This is a genomic window from Citrobacter sp. wls717 (assembly GCF_005280955.1).
GTDB classification, from domain to species: Bacteria; Pseudomonadota; Gammaproteobacteria; order Enterobacterales; family Enterobacteriaceae; genus Citrobacter; species Citrobacter werkmanii.
The window spans coordinates 58,504-76,433 of sequence record NZ_SZWW01000010.1 but is presented as its reverse complement, the minus strand read 5'-3'; the positions used below and the strand labels follow the sequence as shown (position 1 = coordinate 76,433).

19 protein-coding genes are annotated in these 17,930 nt (G+C 54.7%); 7 read left to right on the top strand and 12 right to left on the bottom strand.

Features of this window, described 5'->3' with window-relative positions; translation table 11 throughout:
- Nucleotides 1–28: 28 nt before the first annotated feature.
- The 10 genes from pepB to trmJ all read right to left on the bottom strand — a co-directional run bounded on the left by pepB (nucleotide 29) and on the right by trmJ (nucleotide 7,859).
- On the bottom strand, nucleotides 29–1,312 hold the full coding sequence (pepB, locus tag FDX09_RS08305) for an aminopeptidase PepB (protein WP_038642620.1): 1,284 nt from the start codon (nucleotides 1,310–1,312) through the stop codon (nucleotides 29–31).
- Between the two features lie 61 nt (nucleotides 1,313–1,373).
- Complete coding sequence (gene iscX / locus FDX09_RS08300; protein WP_003037694.1) at nucleotides 1,374–1,574, bottom strand: Fe-S cluster assembly protein IscX; 201 nt, start codon at nucleotides 1,572–1,574, stop codon at nucleotides 1,374–1,376.
- Nucleotides 1,575–1,585: 11 nt separating this feature from the next.
- The gene (gene fdx / locus FDX09_RS08295; protein ID WP_003037690.1) at nucleotides 1,586–1,921 is read right to left on the bottom strand and encodes an ISC system 2Fe-2S type ferredoxin; all 336 of its coding nucleotides are present in this window, start codon (nucleotides 1,919–1,921) and stop codon (nucleotides 1,586–1,588) included.
- A gap of 1 nt (nucleotide 1,922) precedes the next feature.
- Nucleotides 1,923–3,773, bottom strand: a complete 1,851-nt coding sequence (gene hscA, locus FDX09_RS08290; RefSeq protein ID WP_137347047.1) for a Fe-S protein assembly chaperone HscA — start codon at nucleotides 3,771–3,773, stop codon at nucleotides 1,923–1,925.
- Nucleotides 3,774–3,788: 15 nt separating this feature from the next.
- Complete coding sequence (gene hscB / locus FDX09_RS08285) at nucleotides 3,789–4,304, bottom strand: co-chaperone HscB (RefSeq protein ID WP_137347046.1); 516 nt, start codon at nucleotides 4,302–4,304, stop codon at nucleotides 3,789–3,791.
- Between the two features lie 74 nt (nucleotides 4,305–4,378).
- On the bottom strand, nucleotides 4,379–4,702 hold the full coding sequence (gene iscA / locus FDX09_RS08280) for an iron-sulfur cluster assembly protein IscA (RefSeq protein WP_003037681.1): 324 nt from the start codon (nucleotides 4,700–4,702) through the stop codon (nucleotides 4,379–4,381).
- 20 nt (nucleotides 4,703–4,722) lie between these two features.
- Nucleotides 4,723–5,109: a Fe-S cluster assembly scaffold IscU gene (gene iscU, locus FDX09_RS08275; RefSeq protein ID WP_002913991.1), complete on the bottom strand. Its 387-nt coding sequence runs from the start codon at nucleotides 5,107–5,109 to the stop codon at nucleotides 4,723–4,725.
- A gap of 26 nt (nucleotides 5,110–5,135) precedes the next feature.
- Nucleotides 5,136–6,350 carry a cysteine desulfurase gene (gene iscS / locus FDX09_RS08270; protein ID WP_032939471.1) on the bottom strand — a complete coding sequence of 405 codons (1,215 nt, stop codon included), beginning with the start codon at nucleotides 6,348–6,350 and terminating at the stop codon, nucleotides 5,136–5,138.
- 112 nt (nucleotides 6,351–6,462) lie between these two features.
- Nucleotides 6,463–6,954, bottom strand: a complete 492-nt coding sequence (iscR, locus tag FDX09_RS08265) for a Fe-S cluster assembly transcriptional regulator IscR (RefSeq protein WP_003037674.1) — start codon at nucleotides 6,952–6,954, stop codon at nucleotides 6,463–6,465.
- Nucleotides 6,955–7,127: 173 nt separating this feature from the next.
- Nucleotides 7,128–7,859: a tRNA (cytosine(32)/uridine(32)-2'-O)-methyltransferase TrmJ gene (gene trmJ / locus FDX09_RS08260; RefSeq protein ID WP_069324453.1), complete on the bottom strand. Its 732-nt coding sequence runs from the start codon at nucleotides 7,857–7,859 to the stop codon at nucleotides 7,128–7,130.
- A gap of 118 nt (nucleotides 7,860–7,977) precedes the next feature.
- On the opposite strand from trmJ, the gene suhB reads away from it, so the two are divergent.
- Entirely contained in the window at nucleotides 7,978–8,781 is an 804-nt protein-coding gene (gene suhB, locus FDX09_RS08255) for an inositol-1-monophosphatase (RefSeq protein WP_003835237.1), read from the top strand.
- A 104-nt stretch (nucleotides 8,782–8,885) separates the two neighbouring features.
- Here suhB and FDX09_RS08250 read toward each other — a convergent pair whose 3' ends face one another.
- The gene (locus tag FDX09_RS08250; RefSeq protein ID WP_137347045.1) at nucleotides 8,886–9,866 is read right to left on the bottom strand and encodes a nickel/cobalt transporter; all 981 of its coding nucleotides are present in this window, start codon (nucleotides 9,864–9,866) and stop codon (nucleotides 8,886–8,888) included.
- The gene (locus tag FDX09_RS08245) at nucleotides 9,857–10,495 is read right to left on the bottom strand and encodes a DUF1007 family protein (protein ID WP_137347044.1); all 639 of its coding nucleotides are present in this window, start codon (nucleotides 10,493–10,495) and stop codon (nucleotides 9,857–9,859) included. Before FDX09_RS08245 ends, FDX09_RS08250 begins: the two co-directional genes overlap by 10 nt.
- Before the next feature lie 417 nt (nucleotides 10,496–10,912).
- On the opposite strand from FDX09_RS08245, the gene FDX09_RS08240 reads away from it, so the two are divergent.
- The 6 genes from FDX09_RS08240 to FDX09_RS08215 all read left to right on the top strand — a co-directional run bounded on the left by FDX09_RS08240 (nucleotide 10,913) and on the right by FDX09_RS08215 (nucleotide 17,696).
- Complete coding sequence (locus FDX09_RS08240) at nucleotides 10,913–11,896, top strand: autoinducer 2 ABC transporter substrate-binding protein (protein ID WP_038642638.1); 984 nt, start codon at nucleotides 10,913–10,915, stop codon at nucleotides 11,894–11,896.
- A 103-nt stretch (nucleotides 11,897–11,999) separates the two neighbouring features.
- Nucleotides 12,000–13,508: a sugar ABC transporter ATP-binding protein gene (locus tag FDX09_RS08235; RefSeq protein WP_069324450.1), complete on the top strand. Its 1,509-nt coding sequence runs from the start codon at nucleotides 12,000–12,002 to the stop codon at nucleotides 13,506–13,508.
- Nucleotides 13,501–14,490, top strand: a complete 990-nt coding sequence (locus FDX09_RS08230) for an ABC transporter permease (protein WP_038642642.1) — start codon at nucleotides 13,501–13,503, stop codon at nucleotides 14,488–14,490. The genes FDX09_RS08235 and FDX09_RS08230 overlap by 8 nt, the downstream gene beginning before the upstream one ends.
- Before the next feature lies 1 nt (nucleotide 14,491).
- On the top strand, nucleotides 14,492–15,445 hold the full coding sequence (locus tag FDX09_RS08225) for an ABC transporter permease (protein WP_038642644.1): 954 nt from the start codon (nucleotides 14,492–14,494) through the stop codon (nucleotides 15,443–15,445).
- Between the two features lie 17 nt (nucleotides 15,446–15,462).
- A complete protein-coding gene (locus FDX09_RS08220) occupies nucleotides 15,463–17,100 on the top strand; it encodes an FGGY-family carbohydrate kinase (RefSeq protein WP_085049317.1) in 1,638 nt (545 codons plus the stop codon).
- Nucleotides 17,097–17,696, top strand: coding sequence for an SIS domain-containing protein (locus FDX09_RS08215; RefSeq protein WP_137347043.1), 600 nt, complete (start codon nucleotides 17,097–17,099; stop codon nucleotides 17,694–17,696). Before FDX09_RS08220 ends, FDX09_RS08215 begins: the two co-directional genes overlap by 4 nt.
- Nucleotides 17,697–17,930 lie beyond the last annotated feature (234 nt).

The window sequence follows — 17,930 nt, the reverse complement described above, 5'->3', positions numbered from 1 at the left end:
TAGCGCCATCCGGCAATACAGTCATGAATTATGCGGTCAGCAGATTCGCGATGGTGCGCACACCCAGACCGGTTGCGCCCGCAGACCACTGCTCAACTGGCGCTTTGCGATAAGTTGCAGAGCAGTCGATGTGCAGCCAGCCTTGCTGGTAGTTTTCCACAAAATGAGACAGGAAGCCTGCTGCAGTGCTCGCACCCGCCGGATAGGCCGCACTGCCGGTGTTATTCAGTTCGGCAAAGTTAGACGGCAGCTGACTACGGTGGAACTCAGCCAACGGCAGACGCCAGAACGGCTCGTTTTCTTGTGCCGCGCTTGCCAGCAGACGGGCAGCCAGCTTGTCGTCAAAACTGAACAACGCGTGATAATCGTTACCCAGGGCGGTTTTCGCGGCGCCGGTCAGCGTAGCTGCATCAATAATCAGCTCCGGTTTTTGCGCGCTGGCGTCGATCAGACCATCCGCCAGCACCAGGCGTCCTTCCGCATCGGTATTCATCACTTCCACTTTTTTGCCGTTGCGATAGTGAATAATATCGCCCAGCTTAAAGGCGTTGCCGCTGATCAGGTTATCCGCGCAGCACAGATACAGCTTCACACGCTTGTTCAGACCACGGGTGATGGCAAACGCCAGCGCGCCGGTGACCGTTGCCGCACCGCCCATATCGGACTTCATTGAGTCCATAAATGCGCTTTGCTTGATGCTGTAACCGCCGGAGTCAAAAGTAATGCCTTTGCCAACCAAACAAGCGTAAACCGGGGCTTCTTTGTCGCCAGTCGGGTTGTAGTCCAGCGCCAGCAGCACCGGAGGACGCTCAGAACCGCGCCCCACGGTATGCAGTCCCATGTAGTTCTGCTCACGCAGATCTTCTCCTTTGGTGATGCGGTAAGAGACGTTATCGCAGGCAACAGAGCACAGCAGGTCGACCGCGCGCTGCGCCAGTTGTTCCGGGCCCAGTTCTTCCGCCGGGGCGTTAATGGTATCGCGCACCCAGTCAATAATCTTCAGACGGTTATCCAGCTCTTTACGCTGTGCTTCGTCCAGGGCAGCCCACTCAACTTTGCGACTGCCTTTCGGTCCTTTATAACCCTGCCAGAAAGCCCAGCTGCGTTCGGTATCCCAGCCTTCACCGTCCAGTTGCACGTGTTTAATACCCAGGCCATCGATTTTACGCGCGGCGCGCTGGATAAGGCCGAGGTCATCTTTTCCGTTCAGGTGCAGGGTAATGCCTTCATTATTAATGCTGTATGTTGCCTTTTCACCCCAGCGGGCATCGGCAGGTTGCGTGGAAAGCGTAATTTTCATGGCTTCTGTCATTTTATTTATCCTTATTTTCGCGCATACAGGAAAACGGGCCACCCGTGGGCAGCCCGTTGACTTATTCGGCTTCGTCCAGCCAGACCAGTAAAATGGCCTCAAGGATTTTTTCGTTCGATGCCTGTGGATCATCATCGAACTCTTCCAGGTCACAGATCCACTGGTGCAGATCGGTGAAACGAACGGTCTTGGGATCGAGATCGGGGAAGGCGTCGTACAGCGCTTCACCGATTTCACGGCTATCGGTCCACTTCAGTCCCATACTACCCTCTGTTAATGCTCACGTGCATGATTGATTGTGTAACGTGGGATTTCGACCACTAAATCGTCCTCGGTTACCCGCGCCTGACAGCTTAAACGGCTCTCCGGCTCCAGGCCCCAGGCTTTATCCAGCATGTCGTCTTCTTCTTCCGTGCTTTCCGGCAAAGAATCAAAACCTTCACGTACGATGCAGTGACAGGTCGTGCAGGCACAGGATTTTTCACAGGCATGTTCAATCTCGATACCGTTACGCAGGGCAACGTCGAGAATGGTTTCGCCGGTCTCAGCTTCCAGAACTGCGCCATCAGGACAGAGATCCTGATGAGGCAAAATAACAATCTTTGGCATATTAAACCTCGTCCACGGAATGGCCTTTCAGCGCGCTACGGACGGATTTGTCCATGCGGCGAGCGGCGAATTCCTGGGTTTGTTTGTCTACGTTTTTAATGGCTTGTTCTATCGCGTCAACATCGTCACCCTGCGCAACCTCGCTCAAGTGCGCGGCGGCGGTGTCGATAGCCTGACGCTCTGCGGCGCTTAACAGCGCGGCATCAGCGTTCAGCGCACCGGATAAGCTTTCCAGTACACGTGCCGCTTCGACTTTCTGTTCTGCCAGCATACGGGCTTTGACGTCCTGCTCGGCAAAACTCATCGAATCCTGAATCATGGAGGCGATTTCACCGTCGGTCAGACCATAGGACGGTTTGACCTGAATGGAGGACTCAACGCCGGTGGATTTCTCCATAGCGGTGACGCTCAGCAGCCCATCGGCATCCACCTGAAAGGTCACACGGATATGCGCGCCGCCTGCTGGCAGCGCAGGAATACCGCGCAGCGCAAAGCGCGCCAGTGAACGACAGTCCTGCACCAGCTCACGCTCGCCTTGCATCACGTGGATGGACATCGCGGTCTGGCCGTCTTTAAAGGTGGTAAAGTCCTGCGCACGCGCCACCGGGATAGTGGTGTTACGCGGGATCACTTTCTCCACCAGACCGCCCATGGTTTCAAGGCCCAGGGACAGCGGAATGACGTCCAGCAGCAGCATTTCGCTGTCTGGTTTATTCCCGACCAGAATATCCGCCTGGATTGCCGCGCCGATAGCGACCACTTTATCCGGGTCGATAGAGGTCAGCGGCGTACGGCCAAAAAACTCACCAACGCGTTCACGTACCAGCGGCACGCGGGTTGAACCACCGACCATCACCACTTCCAACACATCTTGCGGCTCAACGCCCGCATCTTTCAGCGCGCGACGGCAGGCCAGCAGCGTACGCTTAACCAGTGCGGAAATAAGTTCATTGAAGGTTTCACGGGTGATTTCACCCTGCCATCCCGCCACGTTAACCGTTACAGAATCGGCGTCGCTGAGTGCAATTTTCGCCGCAATGGCGGCATCCAACAGTTCACGCTGTACGCGGTTGTCGCTGCGATCGGCAACCCCCGCCTGCTCGCGAATGTAATCGGCGAGCAGATGGTCAAAATCATCGCCGCCGAGCGCGGAATCACCGCCGGTCGCCAGCACTTCGAACACGCCGCGGCTCAGGCGCAGAATAGAAATATCAAAGGTACCGCCGCCAAGGTCATAGACTGCGATCACGCCTTCCTGACCGGAGTCCAGGCCATAAGCGATCGCCGCAGCGGTCGGCTCATTCAGCAGACGTAATACGTGCAGACCAGCCAGGCGCGCGGCGTCTTTGGTTCCCTGACGCTGTGCATCGTCAAAATATGCCGGAACGGTGATCACGACGCCGTCCAGTTCACCGGACAGCGATTCGGTTGCCCGCGCGGCCAGCGCTTTCAAAATGTCAGCAGATACGCGCACCGGATTAAGTAAACCGGCAGCGGTTTCAATCATCGGCAGGCCGTTTTCACTGGCCTGAAACGTATAAGGCTGATGCGGATAGCGCACCTGGATATCCGCCAGAGAGCGGCCCATCATGCGTTTTACCGAACTCACGGTATTGGTCGGGTCAAGCGCGGCATTGGCGCGGGCATCGTAACCGACAGAGTAGCCCTGCGGCTGATAGTGAACCACTGACGGCAACAGGTGGCGACCCTCATGGTCTGCCAGCGTTTCGGCCTGGCCGCTGCGTACGGTTGCAACCAGGGAGTTGGTAGTGCCTAAATCGATACCTACCGCCAGACGACGCTGGTGCGGCGCGGCGCTCAGACCAGGCTCACTAATTTGTAATAAGGCCATTTTCGCTTCCGGAAATTAAAAATCGAGCAGTTTTTCTTCGAGTTGTTCTGCACTGCTTCGCAGTTTATCGAGAAAACGCAGCTTACGCACGGTATCCGCCGCCGCGTCCCACATCTCGTTATCCAGCTGTTCAACCATCAGTTGATGGCGACTTTCAAACATTTTTTTCACGCGCTGGATAAAACTTTCCAGTCGCGATTCGTCTTTCGTCTGCCCGATCTCGTCAAGCTCTTCTCGCAGTTCCAGTTGCTCCATCAGGAACGCGGTATCACGCACCGTGTGCTGCTCATTGCGAATATCAAAACCGTGTAAAGACAATAAGTATTCGGCGCGCATCAAGGGATGACGCAGCGTTTGCCAGGCCTGGTTGATAGTGGCGGACTGCGAAACCGCAGCAAGTTGTTCCGCCTGAGAACCGCTGGCGAATTTATCAGGATGATACTGACGTTGGAGATCCTGAAAACGGATCGTCAGGGCCTGGAGATCAATAGGATATTGAGCGGGTAATCCGAAGAGAGTGAAGTAATCCATAACTATCTCAGGGGTAGCCTGTTAGAACAAACCCCACACGTAAAATCATGCGTGTGGGGTTATCGGTGAGCGCGTTATACGTGGAAGCTTTCGCCGCATCCACATTCGTCTTTCACGTTCGGGTTAGTGAACTTAAACCCTTCGTTCAGACCTTCTTTGACGAAGTCTAACTGCGTACCGTCGAGAAATTGCAGGCTCTTACCGTCGACCACAACTTTAACGCCTTTGTCTTCAAACACGGTATCTTCAGCCGCCGGCTCGTCAACAAATTCCAGTACATAGGCCATACCTGAGCAGCCGGAGGTTCTCACGCCCAGACGCAGGCCAAACCCCTTACCGCGGTTCGCCAGGAAGGTATTTACACGCGCTGCTGCACTGTCGCTTAAGGTAATCGACATAATAAAACCTCAACTCTTAATTATTTTGCTTCACGTTTGCTTTTGTAATCCGCAATCGCGGCTTTAATCGCGTCTTCAGCCAGGATAGAGCAGTGAATTTTCACCGGTGGCAGTTCAAGCTCGTCGGCGATATCGGTGTTTTTAATCGCCTGTGCTTCGTCCAGCGATTTCCCTTTTACCCATTCGGTAACCAGAGAGCTGGAGGCAATGGCGGAACCGCAGCCGTAAGTCTTGAAACGCGCGTCTTCAATGATACCCTCATTGTTGACTTTGATCTGCAACTTCATCACGTCGCCACAGGCCGGTGCGCCGACCATGCCGCTACCCACGTTCTCGTCGCTGTTGTCAAAAGAGCCCACGTTACGTGGATTCTCGTAGTGATCGATAACTTTTTCGCTGTAAGCCATGTTGAATTCTCCTTATTGGTGCCGAATTAGTGATGTGACCATTCAATACTGTTCAAATCCACGCCCTGTTTGAACATTTCCCACAGTGGAGAAAGGTCGCGCAGACGGCCAATGGAGTTGCGAACCAGATTGATGGCATAGTCAATCTCTTCTTCGGTAGTGAAACGACCTAAAGAGAAACGAATTGAGCTGTGTGCCAGCTCGTCGGTCATACCCAGCGCGCGCAGCACATAGGATGGCTCCAGGCTTGCTGAAGTACATGCAGAACCGGAGGATACCGCCAGGTCTTTCAGCGCCATAATCAGCGACTCGCCTTCAACAAAGTTGAAGCTGACGTTGAGAATGTTCGGTGCGCCCTGTTCGAGATCGCCGTTCAGGTACACTTCTTCCATGTCCTTCACGCCGTTCCACAGACGGTTACGCAGACTGCGCAGACGCGCCATCTCGGTTTCCATCTCTTCTTTCGCGATACGGTACGCTTCACCCATGCCAACGATCTGGTGGACAGGCAAAGTACCGGAACGCATGCCGCGCTCGTGACCGCCGCCGTGCATCTGCGCTTCGATACGAATACGCGGTTTACGACGCACGTACAGCGCGCCGATACCTTTCGGACCATAGATTTTGTGGCCGGAGAAGGACATCAGGTCAACTTTCAGTTGGCTCAGGTCGATAGGCAGTTTGCCCACGCTCTGAGTGGCGTCAACGTGATAGATGATGCCGCGCGCACGGCACATTTCACCGATAGTCGCGATATCCTGCACCACGCCGATTTCGTTGTTCACGTGCATGATGGACACGAGGATAGTGTCGTCACGCATTGCCGCTTCAAGTTCTTTCAGGTCGATAATACCGTTACGCTGTGGGGCGAGGTAAGTGACTTCAAACCCTTCGCGCTCCAGCTGACGGCAGGTATCCAGCACGGCTTTGTGTTCGGTTTTGCTGGTGATGATGTGCTTGCCTTTTTTCTGATAAAAGTTGGCTGCACCTTTAATCGCCAGGTTATCGGATTCCGTCGCACCGGAGGTAAAGACGATTTCACGCGGATCGGCACCGACCAGCTCAGCGATCTGATTACGGGCGATATCTACCGCCTCTTCAGCATGCCAGCCAAAACGGTGTGAACGGGAAGCTGGGTTACCAAAGTTTCCGTCCAGGGTCAGACACTGCATCATTTTCTCGGCAACACGCGGGTCCACCGGCGTGGTTGCGGAGTAATCGAGATAGATCGGTAATTTCATTGCTCTATAAACTCCGTACATCGCTTCAATGCAAGGAACCAGGCAACCGGCTGGATGTACGACCGAGTTAACGGGGCGTTTAACACCCCGGCCTGATTCTAAAATACTTTTATTATGCGCGTAACTTAACGTCGATCGCGTCTTGAGCACGATTAGTGCGTGGAGCGTCATGCGTGTGCTGGCGACCAGACACATCCAGGACTTCCTGATTATTCACCAGTTCGCCCAACGTAATGTTGTTGAGGAACCCGGTCAGACGATCGCTCAGATCGCGCCACAGCGCATGGGTCAGGCATTTATCGCCGCCCTGACAACCGCCTTTGCCCTGGCAACGGGTCGCATCTACAGACTCGTCGACAGCGCTAATGACTTCACCTACTGCGATGCTGCCGGCATCTTTACCCAGCAGATACCCGCCGCCTGGTCCACGTACGCTTGAAACCAGACCGTTTTTACGCAAACGGGAAAACAGCTGCTCCAGATATGACAGGGAAATTCCCTGACGTTCAGAAATATCAGCCAACGGTACCGGGCCCGTTTCTGAGTTGAGCGCAACGTCCAACATTGCGGTCACGGCATAACGCCCTTTTGATGTCAGTCTCATGTCTTACTTAGCCTCAAACTCGCCCCTGCCCGGGGTTTTTTATTGTAAAATGGGGGTATTGCATAGCAGGGGCAAGTCTGACATTCCCGACTAAATCAGTCAACTATTTACTTGACTAATTTAGTCAGGTATTTAACCTTCAGTGCCGTTTTCACTTACAGGAGGCGTTTCGCTTACTTGCCTTTATTCTGCTGTTCGATAGATGCCAGAATCCCGCGCAGGATATTCAGCTCCTGACTCTCAGGACGCGCACGCGTAAACAGACGGCGCAGCTTGTTCATCACTTGTCCCGGATGGCCTTCGCGAATAAACCCGGTCGACAGCAGCGTTTGTTCCAGATGACCGTAAAAACGCTCTAAATCATCCACCAGCGGATACTCAGCTTCTTCGTATTCGACGCTCTTATCACCTTCCTGCGTCGCCAGCCAGGCCATGCGGACTTCATAAGAGATAACCTGCACCGCCATCGCCAGGTTGAGCGAACTGTATTCCGGGTTCGCAGCAATGGCGACGTGATAATGGCATTTTTGCAGTTCTTCGTTGGTCAGGCCAACGCGTTCACGACCAAATACCAGCGCCACCGGCGTATTCGCCGCTTCAGAGACGCTTTTTAAGCCGCATTCGCGCGGGTCCAGCATCGGCCACGGCAACGTACGGGAACGCGCGCTGGTGCCTACTACCAGACTACAACCCGCCAGCGCTTCATCGAGGGTATCGACGATCTGCGCGCTGCCGATCACATCGCTGGCGCCTGCCGCCAGGGCGATGGCCTGCGAGTCCGGTTTGACCAGTGGATTAACCAGCCACAGATTGGTTAAACCCATGGTTTTCATTGCGCGGGCCACAGAGCCCATGTTGCCAGTGTGAGAGGTTTCCACCAGCACAATTCGAATATTTTGCAGCATTGTATTTCTTCGGCTAAAGATTATTCGGGCATATTATCATAAAACGAAGACATATTCCGAACTCGCTGCTATACTCTGCGCCGTTTTCCCGTTCTTTAACATCCAGTGAGAGAGACCGATGCATCCGATGCTGACCATCGCCGTGCGCGCAGCGCGCAAGGCGGGTAATGTAATTGCCAAACACTACGAAACGCCAGACTCTGTAGAAACCAGCCAGAAAGGCAGCAATGATTTCGTGACTAACGTCGATAAAGCCGCCGAAGCGATTATTATCGAAACGATTCGCAAATCTTACCCACAGCACACCATCATCACCGAAGAAAGCGGTGAACATGTTGGTGAAGATTTGGATGTTCAATGGGTTATCGATCCACTGGATGGCACCACCAACTTCGTAAAACGCCTGCCGCACTTCGCGGTATCTATCGCAGTACGCATTAAAGGCCGTACTGAGGTTGCCGTTGTTTACGATCCAATGCGTAATGAACTGTTCACCGCAACCCGCGGTCAGGGCGCGCAGCTTAACGGTTACCGTCTGCGTGGCAGCACGGCTCGCGATCTGGACGGCACCATCATTGCCACCGGCTTCCCGTTCAAAGCGAAACAACACGCCGCTTCTTACATGAAAATCCTTGGCAACATGTTTACCGAATGCGCTGACTTCCGCCGTACCGGCTCTGCCGCGCTGGATCTGGCCTACGTTGCCGCAGCCCGCGTTGACGGTTATTTCGAAATTGGTCTGCGCCCGTGGGATTTCGCCGCAGGCGAGCTGATTGCGCGTGAAGCTGGCGCCCTGGTGTGCGACTTCACCGGCGGGCATAACTACATGGCGACCGGCAACATCGTTGCAGGTAACCCGCGCGTAGTGAAAGCCATGCTGGCTAACATGCGTGACGAACTGAGCGACGCGCTGAAGCGCTAATTGTTTGATGCCTGATGGCGGCTAGCGCCTGATCCGGCCTACCAGGGAAGTTCCCCGTAGGCCTGATAAGCGAAGCGCCATCAGGCATTCATCCTACAACAGTGCTAAAACGGTCTTATCCCTCGCCCCACCGGCACCGCGCTCATCCACATCACCACCGCTGCCGCAATTAATACCGTGCCCCCGGCTAACGCCAGCGTCGTCCAGCCAATCTGTCGCCACAGCACCGGCGCTTTATGCCCGCTAAGTCTCACCGCCAGCGTGCGGAAACTGTGTACCAATAAAGCCAGTGACGTAATCGTCAAAGAGGTGCCCGCCGCCATCGCCAGCGCCGACGCCATACCCCAGTAAAAGACGCCAATCACTTTGCTGAACAGCAGCACCATGATGGCCCCGGAGCATGGGCGCATCCCCATAGACAGAATAATCATCAGCCGGGCGCGCCAGTCATCACCGCTTTGCACCTGTTCAGGGTTCGGTAGGTGCTGATGCCCGCAGCCACAGCCGTCGTGATGCACATGGCGAGGCGTGAAGGCGATAAACGTTGGCCGCTTTAGCAATAAGCGCAGTTTTTTCAGCGCCCGCCAGCACAGCAGCAGGCCTAACACGCCCACCAGCACATAGCTCCCTCTCTCCAGCCAGAAGCTGCTCATATGCAGTTGCCGCGCAGGCAACTGCAAGACGGTGAGCACGATAATCACCAGACCAATCGCGACCAGTCCTTGTAATAAAGACGACGCCAGCGTCAGGCCGATACTGGATTTGAGTTTTGACGGGTGCGTCGCAAGCCAGGTAGTAATCACCACTTTTCCATGTCCCGGCCCCAGCGCATGCAGAACACCGTAGAGAAAACTAAACAGCAGCAGCGATCCCCCTGCCTGGGTCGGACTGGCAGCAACCGCTTTCAGCAATCCGCTCATCTGTTGGTTTACTTCGCGCTGCCAGACGATGCTTTTCATCATCACCTGCGGCCAGGCCAGCCATAGCCACAGTATGCCGCCTGCCGCCAGCAGCAAAAATAGCGCCAGCGGCCACAGCGTGAGCCAGCGACGTCCGGTGGGTCGTGGTTGATAAACTACTGACATTGCAGCGTTACCGTTTGTGCGAACTGTTTACCCAACTCCATATCCTCCGGCGGGGCGTCTTCTTTATCCAGCGACTGCGCAAAGATCAGCGTTTGTTCATTCGGCGTCGGGGTGTGTACTGAAATACGGCATTGCTGGCTGATCGCCTGCGACAGCCGGGCATCGCTGTCCTGGTCATAGCTCATGTCCACGTAGTAGGTCGGATCGAAGGTTGAAATGGTATATTTTTGACCACTCAGCGGCTGTGGTTCAGCTAAGGGTAGAACGAACGTCAGCACCGCCTGATGTTCCTCACGTTCCATGCCGTATTCCGTCGGCCTGTTTTTAAACTTTACCTTTTGCCCTTCATGCCACACTTCAGTGAAATAATGCTGCCCAAGCACATTCGCCATCACTTCCGCCGCCAGTTTTTTCCAGATCTCCGAGCCAGGTTTAGCATTCCCCGCATCGTAAAGCAGATCTGCCGAGGTGATTTCATCCATCGTCCAGCGCATTTTCAGCGCCACGAACTGATTATTCTCGCTCACTATCTCGGTTTTCAAATGGATAAAGCTGTGGGGATGCGCGCCTGCGCCAAAGGACAGGACAGCAAGAAACAACGTTACAATGATGTGCTTAACACGCAGCATGACTTCTCCACGATAAAAATCCAGGCCGCCAGAAATAATGGTGTGTTTGGCGAAAGAGTGCTGAGGATAACATTGAACGAAAAAATGTTGAGCCCCCTTTTCCGGTATCGATTCAGTTCTCAATTTCGACAATTCTTTCTCCAGCAACACCCATCGGAATCCCTTTTCGTGGCCACAATTTATGCAAAATGATAATAAATTGTTAATTAAAAGTTTTATTTTAATTATTTATTAACAATAATTTTGCTGGTATGGATATAAAATCCCATTAATTTAACCAATATTTAACCATTAATTTTCTTTAAATTTACAATAACGGACATAGATCACATTCACGGAACTTATGATTCATTCCCTCTTCCATTCGTAGTTAACTTCACCCCGTGACATGTCCTGCCCCCTACGAAAGGTACAACTATGAAATTCAAACTCGCATTACTCAGTGCAACCCTGGTTTCTGCATGCATGTTGTCCGGCACGTCCTTTGCGGCGGAAAAATATGAAATTGCTGTGGTTGCCAAAGTCACCGGGATTCCGTGGTTTAACCGGATGGAAACCGGCGTTAATGAAGCAGCAAAAAAACTGGATGTGAATGCTTACCAGACCGGGCCTTCCACGCCGGATCCGGCTCAGCAGGTGAAAGTCATTGAGGATCTGATCGCCAAAAACGTTAACGCGATCATCGTGGTGCCGAATGATGCCAAGGTCCTTGAGCCGGTGCTGAAAAAAGCGCGCGATAAAGGCATCGTGGTGCTGACGCACGAATCCCCGGACGAGCAGATTGGTCAATGGGATATTGAAACCATCGACAGTGAAAAATATGCGCAGGCTAACGTCGATGAATTAGCGAAAAGCATGGGCGGTAAAGGGGGTTATGCCATCTATGTCGGTTCACTGACGGTACCGTTGCATAACGCGTGGGCCGATTTTGCGATTAAGTACCAAAAAGAAAAATATCCCGAAATGTTCGAGGTCACTTCACGTCTGCCGGTCGCGGAAAGCATCGATAAATCCTACGCCACCACGCTGGACCTGATGAAAACCTATCCGCAGATGAAGGGCATTATTGGTTTCGGATCGCTGGGTCCAATCGGTGCGGGTCAGGCGGTGCAGAAAAAACGCGCCAAAGATAAAATCGCCGTCGTCGGGATCGCCATGCCAGCACAGGCTGCGCCGTACCTGATGCGCGGCGATATCAAAAAAGCGCTGCTGTGGGATCCAAAAGACGCCGGATACGCTCTGGTAACGGTGGCCGACCAGCTGTTGCAGGGTAAAGAAGTGAACGCCGATTTGAGTATTGATGGTTTAGGGAAAGCCGATATCGACACGGAGAAGAAAGTGATCCGCTTTAACAAGATCCTCGAAGTCACCAAAGACAACGCACAATCACTCGGTTTCTAAGGCTTTAGCCGACACCAGGGAACCTTAACGCCGACCGTCTGGTCGGCGCTATCAACCAAACTAACACTTAGCGTCCATGCGGACGTGCGCAGGGGTATTGTCCATGACAGACACCACCGCATTTATCACTCTTGAGAATATCAGCAAACAATTCCCGGGCGTGCTGGCGCTGGATAACGTGAATCTGACGCTGAGAAAAGGCGAAGTTCACTGTCTGGCAGGTCAAAACGGCTGTGGTAAAAGCACCATTATTAAAGTGATCTCTGGGGTGTATCATCCGGAAAAAGGCGCGCAGATTTTACTCGATGGTAAATTATTCCATCACCTGACGCCGCAGCTTTCTTCCCATTATGGTATTCAGGTTATTTATCAGGACCTGTCGTTATTCCCTAACTTTAGCGTCGCTGAAAATATCGCGGTCAACCGCTATCTGCCCGGTGGCGATATCTGGGTACGCCGTGGCGCGATGAAACAGCAGGCGCTGGCCGCCATGAAACGCATCGGCGTGAACATCGATCCCGATAAAAAAGTCGAAAAACTGTCGATTGCCGACCGGCAACTGGTCGCTATTTGCCGCGCTATTGCCGCCGATGCGCGTCTGGTGATTATGGATGAACCCACCGCTTCGTTAACCCGCCAGGAGGTCAATGGTCTGCTGCGGGTCGTCAACGAACTGAAAGCGGCCGGGATTTGCGTGGTGTTTGTCAGCCACCGTCTGGATGAAGTGATGGAAGTGGCTGACCGTATCAGCGTGATGCGCGACGGCAAACTGGTGGGAACATACCCAGCCAGCGAACTCGACAGTCACGAACTGGCCTTCCTGATGACCGGACAACGCTTCCACTACAGCCCGCTGCCGGAAAGACCCGCTATTGAGCAAGAGCCGCTGCTCGAGCTACGCAACCTCAGCCGCCGGGGGAAATACCAGAACATCAATTTATCGCTACATAGCGGTGAGATTGTCTCCATTGTCGGTCTGCTGGGTGCCGGTCGCACCGAGCTTTGCCTCAGTTTGTTCGGCATGACCCATCCGGAAAGCGGCGAAATGCGCATTAACGGTCAGCCGGTTACTCTGCGCAATAACCATGACGCCATCAAACACGGGATCGGCTATGTCTCAGAAGATCGCCTGACGCAGGGGTTGATCATGGAGCAGTCGATCTATGACAACACCATCGTCACGGTGTTTGACCAACTGCATACCGGCAGCGGTCTGCTCGATCATCGTAAAGCGCAAAAGCTGGTCGCCGATTTGATCCGTGAGTTGAACATTAAAGTCTCCGATCCGCATCTGCCGGTCAAAACGCTCTCCGGCGGTAATGCCCAACGCATTGCCATTGCCAAATGGGTGGCAACCCATCCGCGCATCCTGATCCTCGACTCCCCTACCGTCGGCGTGGATATCGCCAACAAAGAGGGGATTTACCAGATAGCCCGCGATCTGGCGGAACAGGGAATGGCGGTACTAATGATTTGCGATGAAATCCCGGAAGCGTATTACAACAGCCATCGTGTGCTGGTGATGCGCCGCGGCAAACTGGTGGCGGAATTTAATCCTCATCACTGCCGTGAAGAGGAGATTGCTGAAGTGGTCGAGGTAATCAATGAATAGTCTGCGTCTCTCCCGTTTAATCGGGCAACATGAATTCTGGCTGGGCCTGCTGGTCGTGGCGCTCGCCGTCGGGCTGAGCGTCAGTACCGATGAGTTCCTGTCGCTGGGCAATCTCACAGATGTCGCCACCAGTTACGCGATTCTCGGCATTCTCGCCTGCGGGCTGTTTGTGGTGCTTATTTCCGGCGGGATCGACATCTCATTTCCGGCGATGACCGCGATTGCCCAGTATGCGATGGCCAGTTGGGTGATCGCTCACGGCGGCAACTTCATATTGGCTTTAACCATCGCAATGGCGGTAGGTCTGCTGCTTGGGCTGATTAATGGCTTCCTGGTGTACTGGCTGCGCGTTCCGGCGATCATCATTACCATCGCCACGCTAAACGTCTACTACGGCCTGCTGGTTTATGCCACCAAGGGTACCTGGCTGTACGGCTTCCCGGACTGGTTTATGAACGGTATCAACTGGTTGTCGTTCACCGCGACAGACGGCTACGACTACGGTTTAACCCTGCCCCTGCTGTGCCTGGCGGCGGTGATCATCTTTACCGCCGTGCTGATGAACTATACCCGTCTTGGCCGTCAGGTTTACGCCATGGGCGGCAACCGCGACGCGGCCTCGCGCCTGGGGCTGAATTTGCTGAAGCTGCATTTCTACGTCTATGGCTATATGGGCATTCTGGCAGGCGTTGCCGCCGTGGTTCAGGCGCAAATCACCCAGTCTGTTGCCCCCAATTCCCTGCTCGGCTTTGAGTTAACGGTGCTGGCGGCGGTCGTGCTCGGCGGCACCAGCATGAGCGGCGGGCGCGGTACGTTAACCGGAACGCTACTGGGTGTTGTGCTGCTGGCGTTCTTGCAAAATGGTCTGACGCTGCTGAGCGTCTCCTCTTACTGGCACACCGTGTTCAGCGGCGCCATTATCCTGGTCAGCATTAGCGCCACGGCCTGGAACGAAAAACGTAAACTGGCAAGGGAGCTTTGAGATGAAAACAATCGCCAGATTTTTACCCGGTGATGCCATCATTCGTCTGCAATGCGTCATTATTGTGGTCGTCGCCCTGGTCTTCTCGGCCCTGCTCGGCAGCCGTTTTTTCAGCGTCGCTAACTTCCAGTCGATCGGCTCGCAGTTGCCAATCCTCGGCATGCTGGCCCTCGGGATGGGTATGACCATGCTGACCGGCGGCATTAACCTGTCGATTATTGCCGGTGCGAACGCCTGCTCGCTGGTGATGGCGGCGATTATCGTCACCCACCCGGATAACCCGCTGTTTCTGGCGCTGGCGTTGATTGCAGGCGCAGCGGTGGCGGTGGCTATCGGCACGCTCAACGGCGCTTTAATTGCCTGGGTCGGCGTCTCGCCTATTCTCGCCACCCTCGGCACGATGACGCTGATCTCCGGGCTGAATATTTTGCTCTCCAACGGGACGGTGATTTCCGGCTTCCCGACCGCCATTCAATACCTTGGTAACGCGACGATTGCCGGTATTCCGGTGGCACTGCTGCTCTTTTTCCTCGTGGCAATCCTGCTGTGGGTGCTGCTGGAGCACACCACGCTTGGGCGCAGCCTGTATCTCGTCGGTTCCAATGAGCAGGCTACCCGCTACAGCGGTGTGAATACCGTACGGGTACAAATTTCGGTGTACGTTATTTCTGCCCTGCTCGGCTGGGTCGCCGCCATTCTGATGATGGCGAAATTCAACTCGGCAAAAGCCGGATACGGTGAATCCTACCTGCTGGTCACCATCCTTGCCTCCGTGCTCGGCGGTATCAATCCGGACGGCGGCTTCGGACGCATTATCGGCCTGGTACTGGCGCTGATTGTGCTGCAAATGCTGGAAAGCGGCCTTAACTTGCTGGGGGTCAGCAGCTATCTGACGATGGCGCTGTGGGGCGCGGTGCTGATCCTCTTTATCGCATTACAGAATCGTAAAGCCTGATTTCAGGAGAAAAAATTATGGCAAGTTACTTTATTGGTGTGGATGTCGGAACCGGAAGCGCCCGCGCTGGCGTGTTTGATCTCAACGGCAGAATGGTCGGTCAGGCCAGTCGGACCATCGAAATTTACCGTCCGCAGGCCGATTTTGTTGAGCAGTCTTCCGATAACATCTGGCAGGCTGTGTGTAACGCGGTACGCGATGCGATTAACCAGTCGGATATCAATCCTATCCAGGTGAAAGGTCTGGGCTTCGACGCCACCTGTTCATTGGTGGTGCTGGATAAAGAAGGCAACCCGCTGACCATCAGCCCTTCCGGGCGTAGTGAACAGAACATTATTGTATGGATGGACCACCGCGCCATTACTCAGGCCGATCGCATTAACGCCCTGCATCATCGGGTGCTGGACTATGTGGGCGGTATTATCTCCCCGGAAATGCAAACGCCAAAACTGCTGTGGCTGAAGCAGCATATGCCCAATACCTGGGCTAACGCCGGTTACTACTTTGACCTGCCTGATTTCCTCACCTGGCGGGCAACGGGCGATGACACGCGCTCATTGTGCTCGACGGTGTGTAAATGGACCTATATGGGTCATGAAGATAAATGGGATGCCAGCTATTTCCGCCAGATTGGGCTGGAAGATTTGCTGGAGCACGATGCCGCCAAAATTGGCCGTTACGTGAAGACCATGGGCGAACCGCTCGGCCATGGGCTGTCAGCGCGCGCCGCCAGCGAAATGGGACTCATCCCCGGCACCGCGGTCAGCGTATCAATTATTGATGCCCACGCCGGTACGCTCGGCACGCTCGGCGCCAGCGGCGTTTCTGGCGAGGTGCCGGATTTCGACCGTCGTATCGCACTGATTGGCGGTACCTCCACCGGACACATGGCGATTTCCAAAGAGCCGCGTTTTATCGGCGGCGTCTGGGGGCCTTACTACTCTGCCGTGTTACCGGAATACTGGCTCAACGAAGGCGGACAGTCGGCTACGGGGGCGTTAATCGACCACGTAATTCAGTCGCATCCGTGCTACGACACCCTACTGGCGCAGGCTAAGTCCCAAGGGCAGACCATTTATGAAGTGCTGAATGCGTTGCTGCGTAAAATGGCCGGTGAGCCGGAAGATATCGCCTTCCTGACCCGCGATATGCATATCCTGCCCTATTTCCACGGCAACCGCTCGCCGCGCGCCAACCCAACGCTTACGGGTGCAATCACCGGACTTAAGCTGTCGCGCACGCCGGAAGATATGGCGCGACAGTATCTGGCGACCATCCAGGCCATTGCCCTCGGTACCCGGCATATTATTGAAACGATGAATCAAAGCGGCTACACCATCGATACGATTATGGCCAGCGGCGGCGGCACGAAAAACCCGATCTTCGTTCAGGAGCATGCCAACGCCACTGGCTGCGCGATGCTATTGCCGGAAGAGAGTGAAGCCATGCTGCTGGGCGGCGCCATGATGGGAACCATCGCCGCAGGCGTTTTTGACTCCTTCCCGGAAGCGATGTCGGCGATGAGCCGGATTGGTAAAACGGTCACCCCGCAAACCAACCGTATTAAGCAGTACTACGATCGCAAATATCGGGTATTCCACGAGATGTATCAGGATCATATGAAATATCGCCAGTTGATGCAGGAGGAGGCATGAGTAATTCATGGTCTCAAGCCACCGGCGTATTCCAGATCTACAGCGATGCCCTTGCGGGACTGGGACAGCATCTGACTGAGCCGGTCTGGCAGTCGCTGATGGCGGAACTGCGCGGATGCCAGGGGAAAATCGTCGTTACCGGCGTCGGTACCTCCGGCATTGCGGCGCGTAAAGTCGCGCATATGCTCGCCTGCGTGGAGCGCCCGGCGATTTATCTCAATGCCACCGATGCGGCGCACGGCGATCTGGGTTTTTTACGCGCCGACGACCTGGTTATTATGCTGTCGCGCGGTGGCAATTCGGATGAACTTACCCGGCTGCTGCCTGGGCTGGCGGCGAGAAATGTGCCGATCCTGAGCGTGACGGAAAACGCCGATTCAGCCATCGCTAAAGCGTCGAGGCTGGTGATTTCCACCGGCGTACAGCGTGAGGCCGACCCGCTGAACATGCTGGCGACGACCTCAATTCTGCTGGTTCTGGCTATCTTTGACGCCGCCTGCGCCTGTCTGATGAGTGAAAGCGGCTACTCAAAGGAGACGCTGCTGGCGGTGCATCCCGGCGGCGATGTGGGATTAACGCTGAGCCGTGGGCAGTAACGGCATCCGGTGTATTGTTACGTTCACCTTATGTTATTCACTTCTCTGAAACGATACTGCCTGTGAACGTGTTAAGGGTACTATCGCCGTACCCTTAACAATCCCGGCTCCCGGCGGGAAAATTGCCACTTCGTGGTTCCCTCCGCTTTATTCCTCCAGGCTACCGGGCCGGGCGCGAGGTAGCGTCCTTGCAAAGCGCGCCCTGAGCCAGCATCCATGCTGGCTCTCCCGGCC